This is a genomic window from Amycolatopsis sp. NPDC052450 (assembly GCF_044547565.1).
Taxonomy (GTDB): domain Bacteria; phylum Actinomycetota; class Actinomycetes; order Mycobacteriales; family Pseudonocardiaceae; genus Amycolatopsis.
In genome coordinates this window covers 74,271-100,370 of record NZ_JBIUAQ010000016.1, presented here as the reverse complement: position 1 = coordinate 100,370, position 26,100 = coordinate 74,271, and the positions used below count along the sequence as shown (strand labels likewise).

Annotated in this window: 34 protein-coding genes and 1 riboswitch; of the genes, 21 read left to right on the top strand and 13 right to left on the bottom strand. The window is 69.0% G+C overall.

Going from position 1 to position 26,100, the window contains the following annotated elements; all coding sequences use genetic code 11:
- Positions 1-36: 36 nt before the first annotated feature.
- Positions 37-186, top strand: coding sequence for a hypothetical protein (locus ACIHAO_RS25380; RefSeq protein WP_396561873.1), 150 nt, complete (start codon positions 37-39; stop codon positions 184-186).
- A 298-nt stretch (positions 187-484) separates the two neighbouring features.
- On the opposite strand, the gene ACIHAO_RS25375 is transcribed toward ACIHAO_RS25380, so the two are convergent.
- Genes ACIHAO_RS25375 through mrf form a run of 4 tightly spaced genes read right to left on the bottom strand, consistent with a single transcriptional unit; the run spans position 485 to position 3,262 of the window.
- Complete coding sequence (locus ACIHAO_RS25375; protein WP_396561743.1) at positions 485-1,585, bottom strand: GTP-binding protein; 1,101 nt, start codon at positions 1,583-1,585, stop codon at positions 485-487.
- Positions 1,582-1,755 (bottom strand): 50S ribosomal protein L32, encoded by a 174-nt coding sequence (gene rpmF / locus ACIHAO_RS25370; protein ID WP_396561741.1) that lies wholly within the window; start codon positions 1,753-1,755, stop codon positions 1,582-1,584. Before rpmF ends, ACIHAO_RS25375 begins: the two co-directional genes overlap by 4 nt.
- Complete coding sequence (locus ACIHAO_RS25365; protein ID WP_007032638.1) at positions 1,755-2,012, bottom strand: type B 50S ribosomal protein L31; 258 nt, start codon at positions 2,010-2,012, stop codon at positions 1,755-1,757. The genes rpmF and ACIHAO_RS25365 overlap by 1 nt, the downstream gene beginning before the upstream one ends.
- Positions 2,009-3,262 (bottom strand): ribosome hibernation factor-recruiting GTPase MRF, encoded by a 1,254-nt coding sequence (gene mrf, locus ACIHAO_RS25360; RefSeq protein ID WP_125800753.1) that lies wholly within the window; start codon positions 3,260-3,262, stop codon positions 2,009-2,011. Before mrf ends, ACIHAO_RS25365 begins: the two co-directional genes overlap by 4 nt.
- Before the next feature lie 84 nt (positions 3,263-3,346).
- Between mrf and rpmB the strand changes: the two genes are divergently transcribed.
- The 6 genes from rpmB (at position 3,347) to cobA (ending at position 6,044) form a co-directional block, all read left to right on the top strand.
- Positions 3,347-3,583 carry a 50S ribosomal protein L28 gene (gene rpmB / locus ACIHAO_RS25355; RefSeq protein WP_005149951.1) on the top strand — a complete coding sequence of 79 codons (237 nt, stop codon included), beginning with the start codon at positions 3,347-3,349 and terminating at the stop codon, positions 3,581-3,583.
- Positions 3,583-3,750, top strand: coding sequence for a 50S ribosomal protein L33 (rpmG, locus tag ACIHAO_RS25350; protein ID WP_005149953.1), 168 nt, complete (start codon positions 3,583-3,585; stop codon positions 3,748-3,750). The genes rpmB and rpmG overlap by 1 nt, the downstream gene beginning before the upstream one ends.
- A complete protein-coding gene (gene rpsN / locus ACIHAO_RS25345; RefSeq protein WP_125784181.1) occupies positions 3,750-4,055 on the top strand; it encodes a 30S ribosomal protein S14 in 306 nt (101 codons plus the stop codon). The genes rpmG and rpsN overlap by 1 nt, the downstream gene beginning before the upstream one ends.
- Positions 4,052-4,300: a 30S ribosomal protein S18 gene (gene rpsR, locus ACIHAO_RS25340; RefSeq protein ID WP_396561737.1), complete on the top strand. Its 249-nt coding sequence runs from the start codon at positions 4,052-4,054 to the stop codon at positions 4,298-4,300. Before rpsN ends, rpsR begins: the two co-directional genes overlap by 4 nt.
- A gap of 64 nt (positions 4,301-4,364) precedes the next feature.
- Complete coding sequence (locus ACIHAO_RS25335; RefSeq protein ID WP_396561735.1) at positions 4,365-4,772, top strand: ankyrin repeat domain-containing protein; 408 nt, start codon at positions 4,365-4,367, stop codon at positions 4,770-4,772.
- Positions 4,773-4,826: 54 nt separating this feature from the next.
- Positions 4,827-6,044 carry a uroporphyrinogen-III C-methyltransferase gene (gene cobA / locus ACIHAO_RS25330; protein WP_396561733.1) on the top strand — a complete coding sequence of 406 codons (1,218 nt, stop codon included), beginning with the start codon at positions 4,827-4,829 and terminating at the stop codon, positions 6,042-6,044.
- On the opposite strand, the gene ACIHAO_RS25325 is transcribed toward cobA, so the two are convergent.
- Both ACIHAO_RS25325 and ACIHAO_RS25320 read right to left on the bottom strand, forming a co-directional pair.
- Positions 6,032-6,592: a GNAT family N-acetyltransferase gene (locus tag ACIHAO_RS25325; RefSeq protein ID WP_396561731.1), complete on the bottom strand. Its 561-nt coding sequence runs from the start codon at positions 6,590-6,592 to the stop codon at positions 6,032-6,034. The two genes, cobA and ACIHAO_RS25325, sit on opposite strands and share 13 nt — an antisense overlap.
- A complete protein-coding gene (locus ACIHAO_RS25320) occupies positions 6,582-7,469 on the bottom strand; it encodes an alpha/beta fold hydrolase (protein WP_396561729.1) in 888 nt (295 codons plus the stop codon). The genes ACIHAO_RS25325 and ACIHAO_RS25320 overlap by 11 nt, the downstream gene beginning before the upstream one ends.
- A gap of 129 nt (positions 7,470-7,598) precedes the next feature.
- On the opposite strand from ACIHAO_RS25320, the gene ACIHAO_RS25315 reads away from it, so the two are divergent.
- From ACIHAO_RS25315 to ACIHAO_RS25305, 3 genes are all read left to right on the top strand, one after another.
- Positions 7,599-8,441 carry a crotonase/enoyl-CoA hydratase family protein gene (locus ACIHAO_RS25315; RefSeq protein ID WP_396561727.1) on the top strand — a complete coding sequence of 281 codons (843 nt, stop codon included), beginning with the start codon at positions 7,599-7,601 and terminating at the stop codon, positions 8,439-8,441.
- 37 nt (positions 8,442-8,478) lie between these two features.
- A complete protein-coding gene (locus ACIHAO_RS25310) occupies positions 8,479-10,182 on the top strand; it encodes an AMP-binding protein (protein ID WP_396561725.1) in 1,704 nt (567 codons plus the stop codon).
- A gap of 215 nt (positions 10,183-10,397) precedes the next feature.
- Entirely contained in the window at positions 10,398-11,156 is a 759-nt protein-coding gene (locus tag ACIHAO_RS25305; RefSeq protein ID WP_396561723.1) for a D-Ala-D-Ala carboxypeptidase family metallohydrolase, read from the top strand.
- A gap of 5 nt (positions 11,157-11,161) precedes the next feature.
- Here the strand turns inward: ACIHAO_RS25305 and ACIHAO_RS25300 are convergent, their stop codons facing one another.
- The 4 genes from ACIHAO_RS25300 to ACIHAO_RS25285 are packed head-to-tail and all read right to left on the bottom strand — an operon-like array spanning position 11,162 to position 14,926.
- Positions 11,162-11,794 (bottom strand): NUDIX domain-containing protein, encoded by a 633-nt coding sequence (locus ACIHAO_RS25300; RefSeq protein ID WP_125678304.1) that lies wholly within the window; start codon positions 11,792-11,794, stop codon positions 11,162-11,164.
- Complete coding sequence (locus tag ACIHAO_RS25295) at positions 11,791-12,984, bottom strand: adenylosuccinate synthetase (RefSeq protein ID WP_396561721.1); 1,194 nt, start codon at positions 12,982-12,984, stop codon at positions 11,791-11,793. Before ACIHAO_RS25295 ends, ACIHAO_RS25300 begins: the two co-directional genes overlap by 4 nt.
- Positions 12,981-13,955 carry a hypothetical protein gene (locus tag ACIHAO_RS25290; protein ID WP_396561719.1) on the bottom strand — a complete coding sequence of 325 codons (975 nt, stop codon included), beginning with the start codon at positions 13,953-13,955 and terminating at the stop codon, positions 12,981-12,983. The genes ACIHAO_RS25295 and ACIHAO_RS25290 overlap by 4 nt, the downstream gene beginning before the upstream one ends.
- A 2-nt stretch (positions 13,956-13,957) precedes the next feature.
- A complete protein-coding gene (locus ACIHAO_RS25285) occupies positions 13,958-14,926 on the bottom strand; it encodes an adenylate cyclase (protein WP_396561717.1) in 969 nt (322 codons plus the stop codon).
- Between the two features lie 109 nt (positions 14,927-15,035).
- On the opposite strand from ACIHAO_RS25285, the gene ACIHAO_RS25280 reads away from it, so the two are divergent.
- Both ACIHAO_RS25280 and ACIHAO_RS25275 read left to right on the top strand, forming a co-directional pair.
- Positions 15,036-15,971, top strand: a complete 936-nt coding sequence (locus ACIHAO_RS25280; protein WP_396561715.1) for a hypothetical protein — start codon at positions 15,036-15,038, stop codon at positions 15,969-15,971.
- A gap of 126 nt (positions 15,972-16,097) precedes the next feature.
- A complete protein-coding gene (locus ACIHAO_RS25275; protein ID WP_396561713.1) occupies positions 16,098-16,280 on the top strand; it encodes a hypothetical protein in 183 nt (60 codons plus the stop codon).
- A 315-nt stretch (positions 16,281-16,595) separates the two neighbouring features.
- Here ACIHAO_RS25275 and ACIHAO_RS25270 read toward each other — a convergent pair whose 3' ends face one another.
- Positions 16,596-16,973, bottom strand: a complete 378-nt coding sequence (locus ACIHAO_RS25270; RefSeq protein ID WP_396561711.1) for a hypothetical protein — start codon at positions 16,971-16,973, stop codon at positions 16,596-16,598.
- A gap of 23 nt (positions 16,974-16,996) precedes the next feature.
- Complete coding sequence (locus ACIHAO_RS25265) at positions 16,997-17,215, bottom strand: hypothetical protein (RefSeq protein WP_396561709.1); 219 nt, start codon at positions 17,213-17,215, stop codon at positions 16,997-16,999.
- Between ACIHAO_RS25265 and ACIHAO_RS25260 the strand changes: the two genes are divergently transcribed.
- From ACIHAO_RS25260 to ACIHAO_RS25230, 7 genes are all read left to right on the top strand, one after another.
- Positions 17,208-17,576, top strand: a complete 369-nt coding sequence (locus tag ACIHAO_RS25260) for a hypothetical protein (protein ID WP_396561707.1) — start codon at positions 17,208-17,210, stop codon at positions 17,574-17,576. The genes ACIHAO_RS25265 and ACIHAO_RS25260 overlap by 8 nt on opposite strands.
- A gap of 238 nt (positions 17,577-17,814) precedes the next feature.
- A complete protein-coding gene (locus ACIHAO_RS25255; RefSeq protein ID WP_396561705.1) occupies positions 17,815-18,099 on the top strand; it encodes a hypothetical protein in 285 nt (94 codons plus the stop codon).
- A gap of 75 nt (positions 18,100-18,174) precedes the next feature.
- Positions 18,175-18,810, top strand: a complete 636-nt coding sequence (locus ACIHAO_RS25250; protein ID WP_396561703.1) for a CDP-alcohol phosphatidyltransferase family protein — start codon at positions 18,175-18,177, stop codon at positions 18,808-18,810.
- 63 nt (positions 18,811-18,873) lie between these two features.
- Positions 18,874-19,257, top strand: coding sequence for a glycine cleavage system protein GcvH (gene gcvH / locus ACIHAO_RS25245; RefSeq protein WP_396561701.1), 384 nt, complete (start codon positions 18,874-18,876; stop codon positions 19,255-19,257).
- 125 nt (positions 19,258-19,382) lie between these two features.
- Positions 19,383-19,850: a glycogen accumulation regulator GarA gene (garA, locus tag ACIHAO_RS25240; RefSeq protein ID WP_005150023.1), complete on the top strand. Its 468-nt coding sequence runs from the start codon at positions 19,383-19,385 to the stop codon at positions 19,848-19,850.
- Positions 19,847-20,617: a MerR family transcriptional regulator gene (locus ACIHAO_RS25235; RefSeq protein WP_192744475.1), complete on the top strand. Its 771-nt coding sequence runs from the start codon at positions 19,847-19,849 to the stop codon at positions 20,615-20,617. Before garA ends, ACIHAO_RS25235 begins: the two co-directional genes overlap by 4 nt.
- Before the next feature lie 221 nt (positions 20,618-20,838).
- A complete protein-coding gene (locus tag ACIHAO_RS25230) occupies positions 20,839-21,312 on the top strand; it encodes a bifunctional nuclease family protein (RefSeq protein ID WP_005150031.1) in 474 nt (157 codons plus the stop codon).
- Positions 21,313-21,404: 92 nt separating this feature from the next.
- Here ACIHAO_RS25230 and ACIHAO_RS25225 read toward each other — a convergent pair whose 3' ends face one another.
- On the bottom strand, positions 21,405-22,019 hold the full coding sequence (locus ACIHAO_RS25225) for a TetR/AcrR family transcriptional regulator (protein ID WP_396561697.1): 615 nt from the start codon (positions 22,017-22,019) through the stop codon (positions 21,405-21,407).
- A gap of 297 nt (positions 22,020-22,316) precedes the next feature.
- Here ACIHAO_RS25225 and ACIHAO_RS25220 point away from each other — a divergent pair, with 297 nt between their 5' ends.
- Together ACIHAO_RS25220 and gcvP are read left to right on the top strand one after the other, a co-directional pair.
- Entirely contained in the window at positions 22,317-22,898 is a 582-nt protein-coding gene (locus tag ACIHAO_RS25220) for a MerR family transcriptional regulator (protein WP_125794182.1), read from the top strand.
- A gap of 46 nt (positions 22,899-22,944) precedes the next feature.
- Positions 22,945-23,046, top strand: a riboswitch (glycine riboswitch).
- A 171-nt stretch (positions 23,047-23,217) separates the two neighbouring features.
- Positions 23,218-26,097, top strand: a complete 2,880-nt coding sequence (gene gcvP / locus ACIHAO_RS25215; protein WP_396561695.1) for an aminomethyl-transferring glycine dehydrogenase — start codon at positions 23,218-23,220, stop codon at positions 26,095-26,097.
- Positions 26,098-26,100 lie beyond the last annotated feature (3 nt).

Below are 26,100 nucleotides of genomic sequence, written 5' to 3'. Positions count from 1 at the left end.
CCTGATCAGGCATTTTCGATCAGGAAGGACCCGATCATGACCGCCGCCCACACCGAACACGCCGGCCATACGCACGCACACGGTGAGGGCTGTGGCCACGTCGCGGTGCCGCACGGCGACCACGTCGACTACCTGCACGACGGCCACCGGCACGCCGCGCACGGGGACCACTACGACGACCACTGACCTCGCGCTGGCTTGCCCGCCACAGTGGCGGAAGTGCGAAGATGAGGTGGTCGTGAGCGGTGAGCAGTCTCGTCAAGACCTGACGGGCGTCCTCGACCATCCACAAGGGACACTTCTCGCGATCGACGCGCCAGATTTGGGCACTTTGCCTGACTTGTCGAGGGGGGTCGTGAGTGGTAAAGAGCGTTCTAACCCTCTTTACCACTCACAACCCCTTTAGAACCGTGCATACGTGCCTAAACCGGGCATCCGGTCGCTGGAAGCGTCCCTTGTGGACACTCGGCCTACGGCCGCTACCTCAGTGGACGTGCACCGCTTCTTCCCACTCCGGGAACGGATCCGCGCCGGTCGAACCGGCGGCCAGGCACGACCGGAGCGAGTCCAGCAGGGCGTCCTCCTCCAGTCCCACCCCGATGAACACCAGTTCCTGCCGCGGCGCCTCCTCGACACCCTGCGGCTCGAACCGGGCGACCGAACCCGCCTGCGACCACAGCCCGGTCACCCCGGGCCGCGACGCCAGCGAGAAGAACCCCTTCGACCGCAGGACCGTTCCGAACTCCCCGGAATCGAGCCGCCCGACGAAGTCCCACAGCCGCTCCGGATCGAAAGCGGCCTCGGCGCGGAAGACCACGCTGGAGATCCCGTACTCCTCCGTCTCCGGAACGTGATCCCCGTTGAGTTCGGCCACCCAGCCGGGTGCTTCCTGTGCCCGCTCGACGTCGTAGCGCCCGGTGCCGAGCAGCCGGTCGAGCGGGACCCTGCCGTGTGTCGAGACGGCGACCTCGGCAGCCGGGTTGAGCCGCCGCAGCACCGCCGTCAGCCGGTCGAGGGAGCCGGCCGGGACCAGGTCCGCCTTGTTCAGCAGGAGGACGTCCGCGAACTCGATCTGGTCCATCAGCAGGTCGCTGACCGTCCGCTCGTCCCCGTCGTACTGGTCCAGCCCGCGTTCGATCAGCGCGTCGCCGGCCGCCAGTTCCCGCTCGAAGTTCACGGCGTCGACCACGGTCACCATCGTGTCGAGCCGCGCCGAGTCCAGCAGAGTGGCGCCGTCCTCACGCGCGAACGAGAACGTCGCCGCCACCGGCATCGGCTCGGAGATGCCGCTCGATTCGATGAGCAGGTAGTCGAACCGGCCGTCCTCGCACAGCCGCGAGACCTCTTCCAGCAGGTCGTCGCGCAGGGTGCAGCAGATGCAGCCGTTGGTCATCTCGACGAGCCGTTCCTCGGTGCGGGACAGGCTGTTCCCGTCCCGCACCAGCGCGGCGTCGATGTTGACCTCGCTCATGTCGTTCACGATCACCGCCACCCGCAGCCCGTCGCGGTTGGCGAGGACGTGGTTGAGCACGGTCGTCTTGCCCGCACCGAGGAATCCGGACAGCACCGTGACGGGCGTCGTCACGCCCCACCTTGATGGCCGTGTTCATTAAAGAAGTGCTTCATCAGCTTGCGCGGCACGAGCTTCGTTTCACCGTTCACCTTGATCGGTACCAGATCGGGCACGGCCGCCTTCCATTGCGAACGCCGGGACCGGGTGTTGCTACGCGACATCTTCCGCTTCGGGACGGCCATTACTTCGACCCTCCGCGGCGTCCGTACCGGCGGTGGAACTTCTCCACCTGGCCCGCGCTGTCCATGATCCGCTGGTTGCCGGTCCAGAACGGATGCGACCACGAGCTGATCTCGACGTTCACCACCGGATAGGTGTTGCCGTCGCTCCACTCGATGGTCTGGTCCGAGGTGGCGGTGGAGCGCGTCAGGAAGGCGTCCCCGGTGGAGAGGTCCTTGAACACCACAGGGTGGTAGTCGGGGTGGATTCCCGGTTTCACTGCGTTTCGTCCTTTCGGTTCGACACGTTCACGTCGTGCTTCTCAGGGTCGGTTTCCGTGTCCTCACACGGTTCTTCGTGCCACTCGCCGAACGGATCGGGGTAGCTGAGCCATTCCTGCTCCCCGGCGGCGAGTTCCTCTTCGGTCAGCAACGCCCCGTTCAGGGCGGACTCGATCTCCTCGGGGGTGGCCTGATCGGTGACGACGACCAGTTCCTGCGCGCGGTCGCCGAACAGCGGGTCCCAGCGCAGGGAGGCGAGGGTGCGCCGCTCGGGGGAGACGTCCGCCCAGTCCGGTCCGCCGGGGGCGGCGAGCCACGCCCCGGCGTGCCCGACACCGAGACCGCCGCCCGCGGACTCGATCCACAGCGCCATGTCCGGCTGGCTCGCCACCCAGAGCCGTCCCCGGGTGCGGACGACGCCGTCGAGCAGGACGTCGATCGCGTCGTGGAGGCGCTCCGGGTGGAACGGGCGCTGCGAGGTGAAGGTGAGCAGCCCGATGCCGCAGTCGGTGTGCAACGGCGGCTCGCCGCGCAGCAGCGGTCCGTGCATGTCGGTGACCTCGCCGCGCCGGGCGTCGGAGGGGACGGCGTCGAGCACGGTCTTCCCGTCCACAGTGGACAGCTCGACGCGTGGGATCGACGGCGCGACCCGGTCGAGCACTGCCGAGGCCTTCGCCGCGGACCAGGCGTCCGTCGCCGCTCCGGCGAGGACCAGCAGGTCGGCGAACTCGACCTGGGAGAGCGCTACCTGGGCGACGGTGCGCTCGTCCTCGGGGCTGGCCCGCAGGTTCCGTTCGGCCAGCGTGTCGTCGCCGGTGCTGTCGGCCAGCCAGCCCGTGCAGTCGACGACGGTCAGCACGGCGCGGAGATCGACGTCCTCGATCACCGGCCGTTCGCCGACGAGGACGTTGTGCAGTGCCCAGCTGACCGGCTCGGGCTCCATGGCCTCGTCGAGCCGCACCACGATCCGCCGCACCTGCGGCATCCGGGAGAGCTTGCGCAGCAACGGCAGCAGGTCTTCGCGCAAGGTGCACGAGACGCAGCCGTGCGCGAGTTCGAGGACGGTCAACTGGTCGCGGTCGCCGAGCCGGATCCGCCGCTTGACCACGCCGGAGTGAATCTGCCTCAGGTCGTGGTGCACGACGGCGGTGCCGGGTTCGGCGAGGCGCAGCCGCTCGGCGAGGTCGGCGTTCGGTCCCGGTGCGAGGCCACTGATCAGGACGAGGGGCACGCGGGGGTTGTCGGTCACTGAAGCTCCGGGGCGTCGAGGGCGTTCGGGTTCGGCTGTGTAGAGTAAATGAAAACGACAACCGATATCAACTTGGGAGGGTATATGTCCGCCGTGTGCCAGGTCACCGGCCGCAAACCGGGTTACGGAAAGCAGGTGTCGCATTCGCATCGGCGCACGTCCCGGCGCTGGGAGCCGAACCTGCAGGCCAAGCGGTACTTCGTGCCGAGCGAAGGACGCTGGGTCCGGCTGCGGGTCTCGGTGAAGGGCATGAAGACCATCGACAAGCGGGGGATCGAGGCCGTCGTCGCCGAGCTCCGCGCGAAAGGGGTGAAGCTCTGATGGCCAAGAGCACCGACATCCGGCCGATCATCAAGCTCCGCTCGACCGCCGGCACCGGCTACACCTACGTCACCAAGAAGAACCGCCGGAACGACCCGGACCGCATGGTGCTGCGCAAATACGACCCGGTCGCGCGCAAGCACGTCGAGTTCAAGGAGGAGCGCTGATGGCCAAGAAGTCGAAGATCGCCAAGAACGACCAGCGCAAGGTGATCGCCGCGCGCTACGTCGAACGCCGTCGCGAGCTGAAGGCCACCATCGCCTCGCCCTCCGCGTCGCCCGAGGAGAAGGCGGCGGCCGTGTCGGCCCTGCAGGCGATGCCGCGCGACGCCAGCGCGACCCGGATCCGCAATCGTGACACCGCCGACGGCCGCCCGCGTGGCTACCTGCGGAAATTCGGGCTCTCGCGGGTCCGGATGCGGCAGATGGCACACAACGGCGAACTGCCCGGCGTCACGAAGTCGAGCTGGTGAGCGCGATGGGCAAGCCGAACCGCGACCGCCCCTTCAAGCGCAAGATGAACCTGTTGCGCGCCAACAAGATCACCGAGGTCGACTGGAAGGACGTCGATCTGCTGCGGAAGTTCATCTCCGACCGCGGCAAGATCCGCGCCCGCCGCGTCACCGGGCTGACGCCCCAGCAGCAGAAACAGGTCGCCACGGCGATCAAGAACGCCCGCGAGATGGCGTTGCTGCCCTACCCCAACGCGGGGCGCTGACGCCACCGGTCCGGGCGGTGCGACACACCGCCCGGACCGCGACCGTTGTGGGAGAATCGGGTCCATGACGGAGAACCCCGGACAGGCCGAGGAATTCGATCCCGAACTGCTGGAGCTGTGGGCGAAGGTCTTCGGCTTCGCCCGTGCGGGCGCGACCGCGGAGCTCGCCGCGTACGTCGACGCGGGCGTTTCGGCGAACCTGACCAACGACCGGGGTGACACGCTGGTCATGCTCGCCGCCTATCACGGTCACGCGGAGACCGTCGCGGCGTTGATCGAACGCGGCGCCGATCCGAACCGCGAGAACGATCGTGGCCAGAGCCCGCTCGCCGGCGCGGTCTTCAAGAACGAACCCGAGGTCGTGAAGGCCCTCCTCAAGGGCGGCGCGGACGCGACGGCGGGGGAGCCGTCGGCGATCGACGCGGCCAGGATGTTCGGCAACACCGAGCTGCTGGCGCTGCTGGAGAGCTGAGGCGGTTCTCACTCGGATCGCGGTCCGGGCCACTGAATCCTTACACTGCCCCGCATGGATGACCCGCATTACCTCTCCGGCCTCGACCTGGCCGGCCGTCGTGTCGTGATGATCGGTGGGGGGACGGTCGCCCAGCGCCGCCTGCCGCGGTTGATCGGCGCCGGCGCGCGGGTCGAACTGGTCTCACCGCACACCACGCCGTCGGTGAGCGCCATGGCCGACGCCGGGGAGATCGTCTGGCATGAGCGCCGCTACACGGAGGGCGACCTCGCCGACGCCTGGTACGCGCTGGCGTGCACGAACGACCCCGAGGTCAACGCCGCCGTCTGTGCCGAGGCGGAACGCGCGCGGGTGTTCTGCGTCCGCGCCGACGACGGCGACCTCGGCAGCGCGGTCACCCCGGCTTCGGGCAGGCACGGCGGCCTGCTGGTCGGCGTTCTTTCCGGTGGTGAGCCGCTGCGGTCGGCCACCGTACGGGACAGCATCCTCGACGGCCTCCGCGCCGGCACCGTCGCCGACGGCCGCGTGCCGGACGCCCACGACGAGCTGCCCGGCGTCGCCCTCGTGGGCGGTGGCCCGGGTGACCCGGAACTGATCACCGTCCGCGGCCGCCGTCTCCTCGCCAGGGCCGACGTCGTCGTCGCCGACAGGCTGGCTCCGCGCGAACTGCTCGACGAACTCGCGCCCCACGTCGAGATCGTCGACGCCGCGAAGATCCCGTACGGCCGCGCCGCCAGCCAAGACGTGATCAATTCCACGCTGATCGACCGGGCCAAGGCCGGCAAGTTCGTCGTGCGGCTCAAGGGCGGCGACCCGTACCTCTTCGGCCGCGGCTTCGAAGAGGTCCTCGCCTGCGCCGAAGCGGGCATCCCGGTGACGATGGTCCCCGGCATCACGAGCGCGTTCTCCGTGCCCGCCGCGGCGGACGTCCCGGTGACCCACCGCGGCGTCGCCCACGAGGTCGTCGTGGTGTCCGGCCACGTCGCGCCGGACGACGAGAAGTCGCTGGTGGACTGGGATCTGCTGGCGCGGATGCGTGGCACGATCGTGTTGATGATGGGCGTCGAGCGGCTCCCGCAGTTCGCGAAGGCGCTCCAGGCGGGGCGGCCCGGCGACACGCCGGTGGCGATCGTCGAGGACGGCACCATGCGCACGCAGCGGGTACTTCGCTCCACTTTGGACAAAGTGGTCGACGACGCCGCCGCGGCCGGGGTCCGGCCGCCCGCGGTGATCGTCTTCGGCCCGGTGGCGGGGCTGGCTCAGCCTTCGTAGCCGGGGTTCGAGACGTAGAACCAGTCGGTCCCGTCGTCGCCGGACGAGTCGAGATGCTCCGCCCGGACGAGGCCGGCCCGCAGCGCCACCCGCTGCGACGCCACGTTCTCCGGCCGGACACGGGCGATCACGAGGTCGTCCGGCCGGTGGACGCGGGCCCAGGCCACCGCCTCGGCGGCGGCCTCGCTGGCGAACCCGGCACCCCAGGAAGAGGGGAAGAACCGGTAGAAGAGGTTCAGGACCGCCTGGCGCCTGAAGCCGACGATCTTCACCCCGCAGAACCCCAGCACCTCCGGTGACCCGTGCGACCTGACTGTCCAGTACCCGAAGCCGTACCGGTTCCACTGGTGCGACCAGCGGAGCAGCAGCAGTTCCGCGTCTTTCCGCGTCTCCAGCATGTCCGAGGGATTGTGCGCACAAGCCTCCGGATCGGTGTGGAGGGCGAAGATCGCGTCGAGGTCTTCGGGGCCGGGGCGGCTCAGGAACAGCCGCCCGGTCCGCAGTTCTTCGGCGGCCGCGTCCCGGGTCGGCGCCGGCTCAGCGGTCATGGCAGCGCGCGGAGAAGTCCACGATGGCCTCGGTCAGGCGGGTCGGGTCGAAACGCAACTCGACCGGGCTGCGGGCCTGGACGAACTCGGCCGCGGGCATGTCCGCGGCCAGCGTGTCGGCGTCGCCGAAGGGATGAATCGGGTCGCGCTCGTGCCCGATGACCAGCGCCGGGGTCTCGATCTTCCGCCGGATCGACTTGGGCGGCGCGATCCGGCCGAAGAGCACGCCATGCAGGAGCGCGGCCATCGGCGCGGGCTCCTGGGACAGCGTGTCGGTGACGACGTCGACCCACTGGTTGCCGTGCGGCACGAGTTTCGCCGCCAGCGCCACCCCCTGCACGGTCACCGGCAGGAACCGGGCGGCCATGAGCAGCGGTGCGAACGTGATCAGCCCCGCGACGATCGCGTTGTCCAGCACGGGCATCTCGACGACCAGCCCGAGCGCGCGGTCCGGCGCGGCGACGCCCACTTCGAGCGCGACGTTGGCGCCCAGCGACGTCCCGCCGATGACGGCGGCGTCGATCTCCAGATGGTCGAGCAGCGCGACGGTCTGCTCCGCGAACGCGGGCATCGAGTACAGCCACGAGTCGGTGGGCCGGTCCGAGTCGCCGTGACCGAGCAAGTCGAGGGTCACCGCGCGGAAACCGGCCCTGGCCAGCCTGCGGGCGAGCGGGGCGTGCATCCGCCTCGTCAGCATGATGCCGTGGGTGAGTACGACCACCCGGTCGCCGGAGCCGAACTCGGTGTAGGCGAGCCGGTGACCCTCATGGGTGAAGGATCCCGACAGCTCGATCGGGCGGGAGGATCGTTCGCGCCCGCGCGCGGTGCTCGGAGCGGGCAGGTCGGCGACCGCGGTGGCGCTGCTGGCCGGGCTCATGTCCCACCGTCCTTCGTCGATCGTCGGGTACTCACCGGTAGTACTCGTCGGTATTAGGAAAGCATCTCGTGGCCACCGTGGCACAGTGGCCGTTGGCAGCTTGTCAATCACATGAGTCAAGATGACCTCATGACCGCTACAGCTGACAGTCTTCCCGATCTCGTTTCGCTCAAGGTGGACATCGACGGGCACGTCGCCGAAGTGACGCTGCTCGGTCCGTCCAAGGGCAACGCGATGGGCCCCGATTTCTGGCGAGAGCTGCCGATCGTCTTCCGTGCGCTCGACGCGGACCCGCAGGTCAGGGCGGTCGTCCTGACCGGAAGCGGCAAGCACTTCTCCTATGGGCTCGACCTGCCCGCCATGATGCCCAGCTGGGGCGAAATGCTCGGCGGCGACGCGCTGGCCGGTCCGCGCACGAAGTTCCTCGACGAGGTCAAGACCCTCCAGGCCAGCGTGTCCTCGATCGCGGAATGCCGCAAACCGGTCATCGCGGCCATTTCCGGCTGGTGCATCGGCGGCGGTGTCGACGTGATCGCGGCCGCGGACATCCGCCTGGCGAGCGCCGACGCGAAGTTCAGCGTGCGCGAGGTCAAGGTCGCGATCGTGGCCGACCTCGGCAGCCTGCAGCGGCTCGCGCCGATCATCGGCGAGGGGCACCTGCGCGAACTGGCCCTGACCGGCAAGGACGTCGACGCCGCCCGTGCGGAGAAGATCGGCCTGGTCAACGACGTCTACGCCGATCAGGACACCCTGCTGGCGGAAGCCCGCAAGCTGGCGGCCGAGATCGCCGCGAACCCGCCGCTGGTCGTGCAGGGCACCAAGAACGTCCTGTCGGCCAACACCGAACGCCAGGTCGCGGACGGCCTGCGCTACGTCTCGGCCTGGAACGCGGCGTTCCTGCCCAGCAAGGACCTCGGCGAGGCCGTCCAGGCCTTCCTCGAGCGCCGCGCGCCCGAGTTCAAGGGAGAGTAGAAAGAACCGGCGGCCAATCAGGACCAGGAGGACGATCGTGAGCGCTTCGGAGGCATACCGCACGTTCCGCGAGGCACGGGACTATCTGCAGGCCCATCGCGAGGACTACGAAACCGCCTATCGGGACTTCACCTGGCCCCAGCCCGCCGAGTTCAACTGGGCGCTGGACTGGTTCGACGTCGTCGCGGCCGACCCGGCCAACCAGGACCGCTACGCGTTGTGGATCGTCGAAGAGGACGGCATCGAGAACCGCTGGACCTATCCGGAAATGGCGCGGCGGTCCGACCAGGTCGCGAACTGGCTGCGTTCGCTCGGCGTGGCCAGGGGCGACCGGCTGATCCTGATGCTCGGCAACCAGGGCGAGCTGTGGCAGACGATCCTCGCCGCGATCAAACTGGGCGCGGTCATCATCCCGGCTTCGACCCTGCTCGGCCCGGCGGATCTCACCGACCGGGTCGAGCGGGGCGCCGCGAAACATGTGGTGATCCGGTCCGTCGACGCGCACAAGTTCGAGAACGTCGAGGGCGACTACACGCGCATCGCCGTAGGTGAACCGGTCGAGGGCTGGCAGTCCTTTGTGGATGCCTACGAGGAAGCGGACACTTTCACGCCCGACGGCCCGACGGCGGCGGAAGACCCGCTCCTGCTGTACTTCACGTCGGGGACCACCGCGAAGCCGAAACTGGTGCAGCACACGCAGGTCTCGTATCCGGTCGGCCATCTGTCCACAATGTACTGGATCGGGCTCGAACCGGGCGACGTCCACCTCAACATCTCTTCGCCTGGCTGGGCGAAACACGCGTGGAGCAACGTTTTCGCGCCGTGGAACGCCGAGGCGACGGTGTTCCTCTACAACTACGCGCGGTTCGACGCGGTCTCCTTGATGGCGCAGATGGACCGGTGCGGTATCACCAGCTTCTGCGCCCCGCCGACGGTGTGGCGGATGCTCATCCAAGCTGACTTGTCCGTGCTGAAGACGCCGCCGCGCAAGGTGGTCGGCGCGGGCGAACCGCTGAACCCCGAAGTGATCGACCAGGTCGAGAAGGCTTGGGGCGTCACGATTCGCGACGGTTTCGGGCAGACGGAGAGCAGTGTCCAGATCGCCAACACCCCGGGGCAGGAGGTCGTGCCGGGCTCGATGGGCCGTCCGCTGCCGGGATTCACCGTGGCGCTCGTGGACCCCGTCACCGGCGAACGGGCGCAGGAGGGCGAGATCTGTCTCGACCTCGAGAAGCGACCGGTCGGGTTGATGGCCGGCTACGCGGAAGATGAGGAACGGTCCGCCGCGGCGTTCGCGAACGGCTTCTACCACACCGGGGACGTCGGCTCGATCGACGAACGCGGCTACATCACCTACGTGGGCCGGACAGACGACGTCTTCAAGGCTTCGGACTACCGGATCTCCCCGTTCGAACTGGAAAGTGTCCTGCTGGAACACGAAGCAGTCGCCGAAGCGGCCGTCGTCCCCGCGCCCGACCCGATCCGGCTCGCGGTGCCGAAGGCGTACGTCGTCCTCACCAACGGACACCAGCCCACGGCCGGCACCGCGCTGTCCATCCTGGCCTTCTGCCGGGAACATTTGGCTCCGTACAAGCGCATCCGGCGGCTGGAGTTCGCCGAGCTGCCGAAGACGATCTCCGGCAAGATTCGCCGCGTCGAACTCCGGGGACGCGAGAACGACGCCGCCGAACGGCCGGCGGGCGAGTTCCGCGAAGAGGACTTCCCGCAGCTGAAGGGCTGACCGCCCGCTGCCTTGAAGTGCGTTCCCTGTCCGTGAAGGCCTCCTTGAGGGACCCAGAGTCCCTCAAGGAGGCCTTCACGGACTTCGGCAGGCGTGTGGGTCGAACGACCCACAGTGCGGTAACCGGAACCGCGTTAGCATCCGGTGCAGTGAATCGTTGACAACCCGTGGGGGTCACGGGTCTCACCTTCCCTGTCTTGAAAGGTGTTCCTGTCATGCGCATTCGTTTCCTCCTGCCGATGCTCGCCCTCGTGGCCGGGCTCGGTACCGCGGTCGCCACCCCGGCGGCCGCCGATCCAGGTCCGGTGGCGGCGGGCGAAGTGTCCGTCGCCGACGCCTGTTATTCCTGGGGACGCACGTTGTCCGAGGGCGCGTCCGGTGAGGACGTCCGGCAACTGCAGATCCGGGTCGCCGGATATCCCGGTTACGGTGGCGTGCTCGCCATCGACGGCCAGTTCGGCGCGGGCACCAAGGCCGCGGTCACCCGTTTCCAGCAGGCGTACGGGCTGGGCGCGGACGGCATCGCCGGATCGGCCACGTTCACCAAGCTCTACGCGTTGCAGGACGACGACTGCACGCCGGTCAACTTCACCTACGCCGAACTGAACCGGTGCAACTCCGACTGGTCGGGCGGCAACGTCTCAGCGGCGACGGCGAAGGCCAACGCGCTGGTCTCGATGTGGAAGCTGCAGGCGATGCGGCACGCCATGGGCGACCGGCCGATCGACGTCAACGGCGGCTTCCGCAGCGTCGCCTGCAACAACGCCGTCGGCGGGGCGACCAACAGCCGTCACCTCTACGGCGACGCGGTCGACCTCGGGGCGGGTTCGCAGGGTTTCTGCGGGCTGGCGAAGCAGGCCCGCAACCACGGGTTCAGTGAGATCCTCGGCCCGGGCTACCCCGGGCACAACGATCACACGCACGTGGCGCACCGGTCCACCCGGTTCTGGTCGGCGTCCTCCTGCGGGATCTGACCTCGTCACTCCCAGCGCCACAACGACGGCGGCCGTCCTCCCTTGGGGAGGGCGGCCGCGTGTTCGGTGGTGCGCCGCAGCCCGGGGACCCGCTCCATGGTCCGGCCGAGATTGGCCGGATAGGGGCGGTCCCCGGTCAGCGCTTCGGTCGCGTCCAGCGCCTGGGCCGTCGTGAAGATCGGGCCAAGCAGCCCGGCGGTGAACGCGACGTCCCGCCACAGCCGTTCGGCCAGCATGGGGCGGCAGTCCGCCACGATCCGGTCGTGGTCGAACGCCAGCGGCGGGACTTCGTCCAGCGGAGCCCACACCACGTTCCCCGGCTCGTCGAGCGCGGGATCCACCGTGGCCCACAAGGCGATGGAAAGCGTGGGACCGCGGGGGTCACGGTTCGGCTCGTCGAAGGTGGCGAGCTGTCCCGTCGCCGAGAGCGCGTCGGACGGCAGGCCGAGTTTGCCGACCACCGCCCGGTGCGCCGCTTCCCTCAGCCGTTCCCCGAGCCCGAGCAGCACCCCGGGCAGCGCGAGTTCCCCCGCGAACGGCTCGGCGGCTCGCGGCGCGATTCCCAGCAGCACTTTCCTGGTGCCGGGCGCGAACCGCACCACGAGCACGTCAACGGACACCGGCGTCGACTCGATCACGCGTTGATTGTCGACCTTGCCTCGGTGACCCGGTAACCGGCCCTGTCCGGGGCGTACCCGGCGACGGCCACCGGCAGTCGCTCGCTGAACCACGCCAGCGGATCCGCCAGGTCGACGGCGGGGGAGCCGTCCTCGGGGACGACCTTCAGCCCGGTCGCGTCGAGGTGGGTCACCGCGAGCGCGTCCACGCCGTCGCAGGCCGCGATCGCGTAATCGAGCAGGGCCGCGTCGAGATGGCCCGCCCGCCACGCGCCCTGGAAGTCGCCGGTTTCGTTGTGCGCCTCCGGAAAACGGGCGAGCACGGCGGCGGATTCGGTCGGCAGCGGCCCCGCGCCGTGCCGGGTGAGATAGGTACGCGTGACACCCAGTACCGCGTGCGGGCGCCCGGCCAGCAAGGCGCGGGCGTTGTGCGGGGTGGTGGTCGACCAGGTCGTATGCGGGTGGAAACCGTGGTGCTGGTCGAGGAGAACCCCCTGCGCTCCCTCGAAAACCAGCCGTCCGGAGTCCGCGAGCCGCCCTGTCTCGCCGCCGTCGGTGATCCGCACCGCGTCCGCGAAATCGCGGTACAGCGCCACCAGTTCGTCCACGGTGTGCGGTGGCGTGGCGAGCGGTGCGTAGAACCGCGCGAGCGCGTCCAGTTTGCGCCGCAACACCGATGGGCTGGCGCAGTCGGCGACCGTGGGCGCTTCCCCCGGCGTCCCGATCACCTCCTGGTTCTCCACCACCTCGCCCGGCGCGGCCCCCGCGAGCAGCGAGTACCAGACGGTCTCGCCGATCCCCTTCCCGCACGAGCCGTGCCGGTTCGCGCCCCGGGCCTCCTCCCTGGCCCGGTTGGCGTGGACGTGGAACGGGGTCGTGAGCAAGGCACTCCCGTCCACGCTCAGCAGCGAAAGCGGATTCCGGACGCCCGCCGCTTCGAGCCGCCGTGCTTCGGCGGCCAGCGCGAACGGCTCGACCAGCACGAACCGCGACAGATGGGTGGGCACGCCGGCGAACGTGCCCGCCCCGAACTGGCTGAAGGTGTGGTGCCGCCCGTCCGCGACGACGTTGTGCGCGGCCTGCGCGCCCCCGTTGAAGCGGACGACGGCGGTGGTGGGCCGGGCGGCGCACAGGGCGTCGACCACGGCGCCCTTGCCTTCGTCGCCGAAGCCGAGCCCGACCACCACCACGTGGCCGTCCAGCAGACTCATCGCAGCACCACGTCGCTCGGGCCGTCGGCGTCGGGCACCGCCGAGGTGACGACCGATTTGGTGCCCAGTTTCGCCAGCGCCTTGCCGACCGCCTTGCTTTCGGCGACCGAGCCGACGTCCGCGAGGTCGGCGAGCGCCCGGTCGACGTCGACGACCCGTTCCTCCAGCCCGATGGTGGCCGCGATCAGTTCGCATACCGCGCCGGGGTCGTCGAGCTTGAGGAAGTTCTGGCCGAGCAGACCGCTCCAGTGCTCGCCGATCTGCGGGTCGTTGTAGTACGACGACTGGTTCGGCAGCACGAAGTAGACGTTCCACTTACGGGCCAGCTCCCGGTACACCGACGCCGGGTCGATGTCCTCCCGCACGTCGTCCCCGATCACGTGACGGATGTGGCGGGCCTCCAGCGCGGGCTTGTTCAGCTCGTCGCCGATGATGAACAGATAGCCCTTGCGGCCGCGGTTCTGCCAAGCGTCGGTGATGACGTGCCTGGCCATGAAGTAGGCGGCCAGTTCGTAGGATTCGCTCTTCTGCCCGCCGCCACCGCCTTCGAGGAAGATCGTGCGCAGCTGCTCGTCCATCCGGTTGTCCGATTCGAACTGCCCGATCTGCAACGGGACCCGGTCGCTGTCGGCGTCGCCGATCGCACCGAACAGCACCTGCGGGTCGGCCAGGTAACCCCGGCGCTTGAGCAGACCGTGCAGTTTGCCGAGCTTGCCCTGCATGATCCGCGGCACCCGGCGCATCGAGCCGGTGACGTCGAACAGCACCGCGATCGGCGTCGAATCGGTGTGGTCGGCCGAATCCCGGCATTCCCGGACGGCGTTCAGCGGGTCGAGCGCGGGCGCGACCTTCCACTCTTTCGCGGGTTTGGAGCGGAGATCGGCGGTGTAGCCGAAATCGTCCTCGCCCTTGGCCGCGCGGAAGGTCCTCGCGGCGGCGTAGGCGTTGTCGTCCCAGTGTCCGTGTCCCATGGTCAGGCTCCTGTCTCGGGGATGGTGAAGGGTCGGAAGGTGCGGGGGCCGTACAGGTCGTCGAGCAGTTCGTCGTACTCGTCGAGCAGATCGGCGGCTTCGGGTCGTTGCGCCGGGACGTCCTGGGTGCACCACGTCGCGAATTCGCGTTGGCGGGTCTCGTTCGGTGCCAGTAGTTCCAGCATCATGTGGTGGAGCATGTGGACGTCCGTCGCCGCGGTCACCGGAAGTCCTTTGTGGACTTCCGGTGGGTACCGGACGGACTTGTCCGTCGCCAGCGGGAGCACACCGTCTTCGACGGCGAAGGACCAGCCGGCGAGGACGATCCCGTGCTGTCCCGGATGGACGAGCACGTTGTCCGCGGTGAGGTGGCCGTGGACGACACCCGCGCGGTGCGCGCCCGCCACGGCGCGCAGCAGGCGCCGGTGCATCCAGGCGTAGTCGCGGCCGTCGAGCCCGCCGGGGAAGGCTTTCCCGATGTCGGCGAGGGTGACGAAGCCGTCGACGAGCGGATCCAGGACGCTGAAGGCGCGGTCACCGCGCGCCACCGGACCCGAGGTGTCGAGCAGTCGCGGGTAGTAGGGGCGCAGCCATCGGTGCCGTTCGGTGAAGCCGTCGAGCGTGCGCAACGCCGCCCACTCGGCGTGGATCAGCGGGTTGAGCGCCGGGTCGCGGACGAGTTTGACCAGATGAGGGCCGGTGGTCCGGTAGGTCGTCGCGACACTGCCCACCGCGTGCGGCTCGGTGAGGGTGTACGCCGAGGTCGCGGTGGTGACCGTCTGGCGCCGGGCGCGTTTCCACTCGTCGTGGAGGTGGTTGAGGGTGGCGGCGGCCCGGTGGGTGCGGTCGTCTCCGGGGTTGCGGTCGGGGTGGAGCACGGCCGCCAGTTCGCGGTAGCGATGGCGGGCGAACAGAGCGGCCGCGTCGACCGTGTTCTCGATCATCGCTACGGCGTCTTCCCTGGTGAGCATAGTTTGAGTCTAGACGACTCTTACTTCGGTTCGCAAGGGGGTAGGTACAAATCCCGTGCCGTGCGGCGACTTCGGCCAATAAGCTGGGAGAGCCGAAAAGGGGGTGTTGGTGGTCGTCCGCGAACCGGATCGGAAAGACAGGCAGCGCGCGAACACGATGATCACCGCGTTCGTGAGCGGGATCGTCTGGGGAACCGTCGCGGCCTTCGCCGGGCGGTGGACCGTCGAAGGGCTGGCCGGCACCTACAACGTGCGCGCGGTGATCTCCGAGTGGAACTCCACGACCAGCGAAGGACAGCACGGCCCGCGTACCGGCTACGACGTCCTGGCGATCGCCGAAGACGGCCGCACGATCGAACTGCCGACACGGGACACGTTCGGCCTCGCTGATCCGGTGGTCGCCCGGCTTTCGTCGGTGACGGACCGGGTACTGTCCGTGCGAGGGGCCGCCGACGTCGTGGAAGCCCACCATCCGTGGGAGAAGATCACGGCGATGTCCCTCGGCTGGGCACTCCTGGTGCTCGCGGCCGTCGTGCTGGTCAAAGTGGCGAGACCGGGGATCGCGCGGAAGGTGCCGCCGTTCCTCGCCGGGCTGGCCTTCGCCGCGTTCGTCGTGCTGACGCCGGTCGGGTTCGGCGGGACGGCCTACGGCGAGGCGGCCGACCCGGTCCCGAATTTCTGGGAACTCCGGCGCGACCTATGGGGACCGCCGCCGGTGTTCGCCCGTGGACAGACCGCCGTCTCCGGAGAGGCGGCCGTGCGTGTGCTCGACAGCAGGCCCGGACCGCCCGAGGGAGCCGAGGCGTGGTTGAGCGGATTCCACGTTCTCACTCTGCGGATCGAGGCGTCCCGCCTCGGCGACACGCCGCTGGAGTTGTCGGCCGACGAACACGGTGCGCCGGAACGGGTCAAGGACTGCGCGGGCGCTCCCGGCGCTTTCGACGGCACCACGGGTCTCGTCTGTTTCGTGGTCCCGCCCGGATACCGGCCCGAGTACCTTCTCGTCGGCAAGCTCGAACGGGAAGTCCTGCTGAAGCTCCAATGATCGACGAGAGGGCGCCAGTGCCGGAAAACGCGCGGAAGCCCGGAGTTCTTTCCTCGGTGCTTTCGACCGTTCTCCCTTTTCTGCTGATCTTCCGGAGGCGGCCGGATCCTGGGTGAGGAGATTTCGGTGGGGGACAGGGTCTTCGTCGGTGACGGATTCGCCTACCGGACGCGATCGCCGTTGATCTGGAAGGTCTCGGCAGGCGGTGCGCTGGGTCTTTTTCTCGCCGGCATGGTGATCGTGGGCGTCGTCCTGTACCGGTTGGACGTCGGCAAGCGGCGTCGCGCGGGTTGGTCCGGTCGTGAGTGATAAGAGCGTTCTGTTGGGAGGTAACGCAAAGGTGTCGGGTCGCGGGGTTTCACTCGCGGCCGTGGGGCGACCGTGCCGCGAAAGCCACTTTCGCGACCCCAGGCGTCGCGAAAGTGGCTTTCGCGACGCATCTCGACCATGGGTCTCAGCAACAGTCCCGCCGTAGCGAAAACCCCTTCTCGCTACCGCTCCACCCGCCCGCCCCCGGGACGAACGGGCTCGCACCGCAGACCAAGGGTGTAGGCGTCCTTCGCCGCATCGGACACGCCGAAGGACGTCTACCGCAAGACCCCGATCATCTGGGGCGACTGAGGCTCAGGAGCGGGTCGCTTCGATCTGGCGCTCGTCCTCGGTCGAGCAACTCGTCACCGGATCGTTCGGTCCGCTCCCGCACGTCCAGGCACCGATCACCACGGGACCGGGCCCCTGCGGCGACGCGGCTTCGGCGGGGGTCAGCTTGGTGAAGTAGTCCGTGAGCACCTGAATCGCTTCGGCGCAGTCGGTCTTCCCGTGTGCGACCACCTTGTTCTTCGCGCCTTGGAGCCCGGCGACCTCGCCACAGGGCGTCCCGGCGGGCGCCGAGGTGGCGGCGGGGGAGGACGGCGCCGGCGCGGCGGCGGGAGCCGGATCGGCTCCGCAACCGCTCAGCAGGACGACGGCGAACGCGGCGGGAAGTACGGCGAGGCTCTTCATGGGCCCTTCTTCTCGGGGATGGTTCATTCGACGGGGACGACGGCGGCGAACACGTTCTGATCGCCCTTGCCGCAACTGGTGCCGCCTTGCGCGGCGGGAGCACCGGAGACGCACAGCCAGCCGTCCACGGTCTCGCTGACGGGTTCGTCCGAGCCCGCGGACTGGCGTCCGGCGATCCTCTTGTGGAACGAGCCGACGATCCCGGTCGCGTCCGCGCAGGAGACCCCGGGCCCGTTGAGCACCTGCAGGGTCAGCCCGCTGGCCGCGGTGACGGTGCCGCACGAACCCTGTACCGGTTCAGCGGGTTTCGGTCTGGTGGCGGGATTCGGGGCAGCGGAGGGACTCGGCGCGGTCTGCGACGGGATCGGCGGGACCGGCACGCTGGACACACTCGCGGGGAGCGAGGGCGGCGAGACCGACATCGAGGTGACAGGCGGTGGCGGATCGTCGCCCGAACAGGCGGCGAGCGTTCCGGCGACGGCGCAGGCCGCGAACAGGCGCCGCCACGTTCCCGTGGTCGTCGAGACGGGCAAGGCGATCCTTTCGTCGGCCGGTCGTGGCCGGCCCATTCTGACCCGGCCGGGCCCGAAGCCGTGGCATTGAGCCACGTTCGATTCGCGGGAGGCTATCGCGACCTCGGGTGCCGCGGTACGCGCGGACCGCTCAATCACTGTCCATTGTGGACGATTAACATGCCGTTCACAGCGCGACAACACCCCGCTGTCGTTGCGAACCGATCGGACGAATCCACGCCGGATCCGTTAACGCGCGGCCCCGTTCTGCCGAAAACACAGGTAGCGCTCCGGCGTGTCCCAGTCCCCGTCACGAAACCGTGAGAGTGATGAAGACCGACGAACAGACCGACCCCGCGTCACCCCAGGCCACCGCACCGGCGAGCACGGAGCTGCCACCGACGGCACCGTGCACCGTCGTCTGGTGTGGCGGCCGCCCGTACGTTCTCGAAAGCTCCGCCGGCCACAACCGGTGGGTCGGCACCGATCACCGGGGCAGGCCCGTGGCGCTGACCAGCGCGGACCTGCAACGCCGCGGCTGGACACATACTCGGGTTTCTTTTCGGCCGGAGGCCTCGGATGTGCGGAGGCGGGCCGCTGATACGGCTGGGTGAGTGACCAGCTGATGCCGCGGCCCGGCTGCGGAGATCCGAAAGCACGCTTTGAGAGACGCAGCCTAGGCTGAGCGGGTGAGTACGCCCCCCGAACCGAGCGTGACCAGCGAAGAGCCTTCCCTCTTGCGGCAGGCCCTGAACGTTCCCAACATGCTTTCGATCCTCCGGCTCGCCGGGGTGCCGGTCTTCCTTTGGCTGCTCCTCGGCCCGAAGGAGGACGGCTGGGCGCTCGCGTTGCTCGTGTTCAGCGCGCTCACCGACTGGCTCGACGGCAAACTCGCCCGCTGGCTCAACCAGATGTCCCGGCTCGGCCAGCTGCTCGACCCCGCCGCAGACCGGCTCTACATCCTCGCGACCCTCATCGCGTTCCTGATCCGCGACATCGTCCCCTGGTGGCTGGTGGTCCCGCTGGTCGTCCGCGAGGCCGTGCTGGGCGTCTGCGTGCTGCTGCTCCGGCACCGCGGCTTCGCCCCGCCGGAGGTCACCTACATCGGCAAGGGCGCCACTTTCGTCTTGATGTACGCCTTCCCGTTCCTGCTGCTCACCCAGGGCGGATCCGACATCGCCGCGTTCGCCCGGCCGATCGGATACGCCTTCACGGCGTGGGGCGCGGTCCTGTACGTCTATTCGGGCGTCTTGTACGTCATCCAGACCGTGCGGGCACTGCGAACGGCCGAACCCGGCGAGTTGCGGGAGGCGGCGGGCGCGTGACCCGGCGGGATGCGAAACTGCGCGCGTCGGTTTCGAGTGAGGGCTTGAGAAAGGGGAGCGGCGTTGTCCACTCCAGAAGAACTGCGGTACACCGAGGAGCACGAGTGGGTCTCCGTGCGCGACGGCGGGCTCGTGCGCGTGGGCATCACGGAGTACGCCCAGGACCAGCTCGGTGACGTGGTGTTCGTCGAACTCCCCGAGGTCGGCAAGCAGCTCGGCTCGGGGGACACGTTCGGCGAGGTCGAGTCGACCAAGAGCGTTTCCGAGCTGTTCGCCCCGCTCGACGGCGAGGTGGTCGCGGTCAACGACGCGGTGACCGAGTCGCCCGAGCTGATCAACAGCGACCCCTACGGCGAGGGCTGGCTGATCGAGCTCCGTCTCGACGACGCGAGCTCGGTGGAATCCCTGCTGGAGGCCGAGGCGTACCAGGCGCTGATCAAGGAATAGCCGCAGGCCGCGGCCCTTCGGGAAGAGTAGGGGGAGCCGCGGGCCGGAGATTCGATCAGGCACGGTACGTTTGACCTCCACACGTTCTTGAGTAGTGGCAACACACATGCGTTAGGAGAGCTCAGGTGAGCACGAACGACGGGCCCGGCGTTCCCCCGGAGCAGTCTCCGGAGCGGACTTCTGTCTTCCGGGCCGACTTCCTGGCCGACGTCGAAGGCACTGAGGCTCCTCCGGCTGCCGAGGCCCCTGTCCAGGGTGTGGACGCGCTGCCCGCGGGTTCCGCGCTCCTGGTCGTCAAGCGGGGCCCGAACGCGGGTTCGCGCTTCCTGCTGGACCGCGACACCACCAGTGCGGGACGGCACCCGGACAGCGACATCTTCCTCGACGACGTCACGGTCTCCCGGCGGCACGCCGAGTTCCGCCGTGAGGGTGGCGAGTTCGTCGTCATCGACGTCGGCAGCCTCAACGGCACCTACGTCAACCGCGAGCCGGTCGACCAGGCCGTCCTCGCCGGTGGCGACGAGGTCCAGATCGGCAAGTTCCGCCTGGTCTTCCTGACCGGCCCGGGTCACGGGGGCCAGGGGGCACGGTGACGGCGGCCGGGCGGCCTGATCGGGATGCGTCGCAGCGCGATGGGTTGAGCATCGGGGCCGTGCTGGCACAGCTGCGCGGCGACTTCCCCGATGTCACCATCTCCAAGATCCGGTTCCTCGAGGCGGAGGGTCTGGTCCAGCCGGGCCGGACCCCGTCGGGGTACCGGCAGTTCGCTCCGGCGGACGTGGAGCGCCTGCGATTCGTCCTGTCCGCCCAACGGGATCACTACCTCCCGCTGAAGGTCATCAAGGAACAGCTCGACGCGGCGGATCAGGGCGCCGCGTCCGCCGAGCACACCGCGGCGATGCCGCGGCTGCCGCGGAAACTCGTTTCACTCGACGCCCCGGGGGAGAACGGCGGACTGCCGTCCCCCGGGGATTTCGAGACCGATCGAGAGATCAGGCTGACCGAGGAAGATCTGCTCCGCCAGGCGGGCATCGACGCCGCCACCCTGGCTGAGCTGCGACAATACGGTCTCGTCCGCCCAGGCGCGGCGGGCTTCTTCGATCCCGACGCGGTCCTCGTGGCGAAGACCGTGAAAGCGATGACCGAATTCGGTATAGAGCCGAGACATCTGCGTGCCTTCCGGGCCGCGGCCGACCGCGAGGTCGGCCTGCTGGAGCAGATCGTGACCCCGGTGTATCGGCATCGTGACGAGGACGCCCAGGCGAGGGGCGACGAGGTCGTCCGGGAGCTCGCCGCGTTGACCGTGGCGTTGCACACGCTCTTGGTGAAGGCCGGAATACGGGCAGTCACAGGCGGTTGAACCGCTCCAGGGGGGCCGGGAGCCGTTGTGAGGCCACTTGTCAATGACTGAATGTTCGGCACCCTATGCCGTACCGTGAGAGTTGGGTTTGCCACGGGCGAACCGAGAATGTCGGAGACAGCGAGCACAGCGCTCGGAAGACGGGTAGCGTCGGGATTGCCGTCGCTTGGTCGTCGAGACAAGCGTTGCAGCCCGTGCGCACGAGAGGGAGGCGAAGCCCGATGAGCGAGATGCGCGTCGTCGGCGTGCGGGTGGAGCTACCCGCGAATCAGCCGATCTTGTTGCTACGGGAAACCGAAGGCGAGCGTTACCTGCCGATCTGGATCGGCTCGGTCGAGGCCACCGCCATCGCCTTGGAGCAGCAGGGAGTCCGCCCGGCCCGTCCGCTCACCCATGACCTGCTCAAGGAGGTCATCGGGGCGCTGGGCCGTGAACTGGAGCAGGTCGTCATCACCGACTTGAAGGAAGGCACGTTCTTCGCGGAACTGGTCTTCGACGGGGACATCCGGGTTTCGGCGCGGCCGAGTGATTCGGTGGCGCTGGCGCTGCGGGTGGGGGTCCCGATCCACGCCGTCGACGCGGTGCTGGAGGAAGCGGGTCTCATCATCCCCGACGAGCAGGAGGACGAGGTCGAGAAGTTCCGCGAGTTCCTCGACTCGGTCTCGCCGGAGGACTTCCGCGGCGCGGACACCTGAGCACATCCTGGATCTCGTACGAAGGGGCGGCGCCACTGGCGCCGCCCCTTCGTCGTGCGTGCGTTTAGTCCTCTGAATGCGGTTCGCGGCGGTCAAGCGGCGGTCGCTTTGACGAACAGGTCCGCCAGCTCCCGCCCGTACCGCTCCAGGTCCAGCTTCCGGTCGGCCGCGAACTTCGCCGCGACACCGTCGATGGCCTGCGCGATCGACAGCGCCATCACGTCCGGCGCGAACTCGCCGAAAGCGCCTTCCCGCTGGCCCTGCCGCAGCTGGCGTTCGAGCCGGCCGGTCCGGAACTCCTCGACGATCGGCGCCGACATGAACCAGCCTTCGGCGTCCGAGCCGCTCGAAGCCATCTCGACCATGACCCGCACCAGTTCCGGGTACGAGCCGAGGAACGCGATCTCCGACTCGATGTAACCGCGCAGCAGCCCGGCCCGGTCGGTCGTGCCCTGGATCCGCTCTTCGAGGAACTTGTCCTTCATCCCGGTCGCGGTGGTGACCACGGCCTGCATCAGGCCTGCCTTGTTGGTGAAGTGGTACGAGATGATCCGGGTGCTGGAGAGCCCGGCGCGCTCCTTGATCTTCGCGAACGACGTCTTGTGGTAGCCGAGGTCGGAGATCGTCGCGATCGTGGCCCCGATGATCTGGGCCCGCCGGGCCGCCTCGGTGACCGACAGCCCCAGCTCCGCCTGAACCTCTTGCATGGCACTTTGGGTGGAGGGAGTTACTTGCATGAGTAAAAATTAACACGGCTGAGTAAAAGTGGCAAGCGTGCGGCCGAACGGGGGACGGTGCTCGACAAGCCTCAAGAAGAGCTTGAGGCCGACCGCGCGTCGCGTTGACCGGTTTGCCGGACGCGCTTACCGTCAATGAGGGTGAATCGCCAAGGTGTGATTCGGATGTCTGGGGCATTCGTCTTGACGATGAACTCCGGTGCGGGCTCACGTGGGTCCGCGCGGCTTTGTTCGCCGGCCGCCAGGTCGGGCGAGGGGAGGCATGGCGTGGTCGAGGCTGGTAGCCCTCAAGAGCCGCTCGTTCCGGTCGCTGACGGCGAGCAGGGCGAGCTGTTCCCCGACTCTTCCCTCCCGGACGAACTCGTCGGTTACCGCGGTCCCGCAGCCTGCCAGATCGCCGGGATCACCTACCGGCAGCTCGACTACTGGGCCAGGACGAAGCTGGTCGCGCCGAGCATCCGCACCGCGCACGGTTCCGGTTCGCAGCGGCTCTACTCGTTCAAGGACATCCTCGTCCTGAAGGTCGTCAAGCGGCTGCTGGACACCGGCGTCTCGCTCCAGAACATCCGCGTCGCCGTCGACCACTTGCGCCTGCGCGGTGTCCGCGACCTCGCCAGGGTCACCCTGTTCTCCGACGGCACCACCGTCTACGAGTGCACCTCGCCCGAAGAGATCGTCGATTTACTGCAAGGTGGCCAGGGCGTTTTCGGCATCGCCGTCAGCGGTGCGATGCAGGAGATCAGCGGCACCATCCACGAGTTCCAGGCCGAGCGGGCCGACGGCGGCGTGATCGAAACGGTCACGCCGGACGAGCTCACGCAGCGCCGTAACGCACGTCGCACCGGCTGATCATGAAGCCGCGGGGGCGGCAGGGTAGGCTCACTTCCGCGGTCGACGAATCCGCGCGGGAGAGACCGAGCCGATAACCGTTGAGCTCGGCGCCGAAGGAGCAAGTCCTCCCCGGAACCTCTCAGGCACCCTGGACCGCGCGGAAGAGACGCCTCTGGAAAGTGGTTCGCCAGGTCACAGCCTGGCGGCCCCGCCGACGGTGCAAGCCCGGCTCAACACTCGGGCGAAACTCTCAGGCGCCCCCACGGGGGTACGGACAGAGTGGGGAGGGCCAGGACAATCCGTCCCGGCCCCACCCCCGCGTCTTGGGAGGTCCCCGATGGAGCCTGTTTCACTGGCCGCTCTCGAATCCGGAACCCCCTTCGCGGACCGGCACATCGGCCCCGGCACCGAAGAGCTCGCGCGCATCCTCGACGTCGTCGGAGTCGCCTCGCTGGACGAGCTCGCCGAGCGGGCCGTTCCCGCGTCACTGCGGGAATCCGCGACACCGCTGGAGCTCCCGCCGCCCGCCACCGAGACCGGCGCGCTCGCCGAACTCCGCGCGCTGGCCGCGCGCAACCGGCCGATGGTCCAGATGATCGGCCTCGGCTACCACGACACCGTGACCCCGCCGGTGATCCGCCGGAACGTGCTGGAGAGCCCGGCCTGGTACACCGCGTATACGCCGTATCAGCCGGAGATCTCGCAGGGCCGCCTCGAAGCGCTGCTCAACTTCCAGACCATGGTCGCCGATCTGACCGGCCTGCCGATCGCCAACGCGTCGATGCTGGACGAGGCGACCGCCGCGGCGGAGGCGATGACGCTGGTCCGCCGGGCGGGCAAGGCGAAATCGGCCCGGTTCGTCGTCGACGAGGACACCCTTCCGCAGACGATCGAGGTCCTGCGCACCCGCGCCGAACCGCTCGGCATCGAGCTGGTGACCGCGGATCTGTCCCAGGGCATCACCGGGCTGGGGCTCGGCGGCGACTTCTTCGGCGTGCTGCTGTCCTATCCGGGCGCGTCGGGCGTCGTCCGCGAATGGGACCACACCATCGCCGAGGCCAAGGCGCTGGGCGCGGCGGTGGTGATGGCCGCGGATCCGCTGGCACTGACGCTGCTGCGGTCGCCCGGTGAGCTCGGCGCCGACGTCGCGGTCGGGTCCACGCAGCGGTTCGGCGTCCCGATGGGCTTCGGCGGGCCACACGCGGCGTACCTCGCCGTCCGGCAAGGGCTCGAACGGCAGCTGCCCGGCAGGCTGGTCGGGGTGTCGAAGGACGCCGACGGCGCGCCCGCGTACCGGCTCGCGTTGCAGACCCGCGAGCAGCACATCCGCCGCGAGAAGGCGACGAGCAACATCTGCACCGCCCAGGTGCTGCTGGCGGTGATCGCCTCGATGTACGCGGTGTACCACGGCCCCGAAGGCTTGCGTGCCATCGCGAACCGCGCGCACCGGATGGCCACCGTGCTCGCGGCGGGACTCGCCGAAAGCGGTGTCGACGTCGTGCACTGCGAGTTCTTCGACACCGTCATGGTCGCCGTCCCCGGCCGCGCGACCGGGATCGTCGCCACCGCCAGGGAACTCGGGGTCAACCTACGGCTCGCGGACGCGGACCACGTCGCCATCGCCTGCGACGAGACGACGACCCGTGAGCACCTTTCCCTGGTGTGGAAGGCGTTCGGGGTCGCGGTGTCCGATGTGGACTCGCTCGACGCGGACACCGCCGACGGCTTCCCGCCGGATCTGCGCCGCACCAGCGCGTACCTGACGCATCCGGTCTTCCACGCGCACCGCTCGGAGACGGCGCTGCTCCGGTACCTGAGGGCGTTGTCCGACAAGGACGTCGCGCTCGACAGGAGCATGATCCCGCTCGGCTCCTGCACGATGAAACTCAACGCCACGGCCGAAATGGAGCCGATCACCTGGCCCGAGTTCGCCGGTCTGCACCCGTTCGCGCCCGCCGGGGACGCGGCAGGGCTGCTCACCGTCGTGAAGGATCTGGAGCAGTGGCTCGCCGGCATCACCGGCTACGACGCGGTCTCCCTGCAGCCGAACGCCGGAAGCCAGGGCGAGTTCGCCGGGCTGCTGGCGATCCGCGCCTACCACCGCGAACGCGGGAACGCGGCACGTGACGTCTGCCTGATCCCGTCCAGCGCGCACGGGACGAACGCGGCCAGCGCGGTCATGGCGGGAATGCGCGTGGTCGTCGTGAAATGCGACGACGAGGGCAACATCGACCTCGGCCACCTCAGGTCCACTGTGGACGAGCACGCGGACGACCTCGCCGCGATCATGATCACCTACCCCTCGACGCACGGTGTCTACGAGGACACCGTCCGCGAGGTCTGCGCGCTGGTGCACGACGCGGGCGGCCAGGTGTACGTCGACGGCGCGAACCTGAACGCGCTGATCGGGGTGGCGCAGTACGGGAAGTTCGGCGCCGACGTCTCCCATCTCAACCTGCACAAGACCTTCTGCATCCCGCACGGTGGCGGCGGGCCGGGTATCGGGCCGATCGGCGTCCGCGCGCATCTGGCGCCGTACCTGCCGAACCACCCGCTGCAACCGGAGGCGGGCCCGGCCACCGGTGTGGGCCCGATCAGTGCCGCGCCGTGGGGGAGCGCGTCGATCCTGCCGATCTCCTGGGCCTACGTCCGGATGATGGGAGCCGACGGTCTGCGGCGGGCGACCCTGACCGCGGTCGCGAACGCCAACTACGTCGCGAAACGTCTCGCCGGGCACTATCCGGTGCTGTACTCCGGGCACGAGGGACTCGTGGCGCACGAATGCATCCTCGATCTCCGCGCGATCACCAAACGGACCGGCGTCACGGTCGACGACGTGGCCAAACGGCTGGCCGACTACGGCCTCCACGCGCCGACGATGTCGTTCCCTGTCGCGGGAACGCTCATGGTCGAGCCCACCGAGAGCGAAGACCTCGGCGAACTCGACCGGTTCTGCGACGCGATGATCGCGATCCGCGGCGAGATCGAGAAGGTCGCCGCGGGGGAGTGGCCGGTGGCCGAAAGCCCGCTGCGCAACGCCCCGCACACCGCACGCTGTCTCGCGGGTGAGTGGGATCGCCCGTACAGCAGGGAGATCGCGGTTTTCCCCGCCGGTTTCACCGCCGCGAAGATCTGGCCTCCGGTGCGGCGGATCGACGGGGCCGCGGGCGACCGCAACCTCGTCTGCTCCTGCCCGCCACCGGAGGCCTTCGCCTGAGCC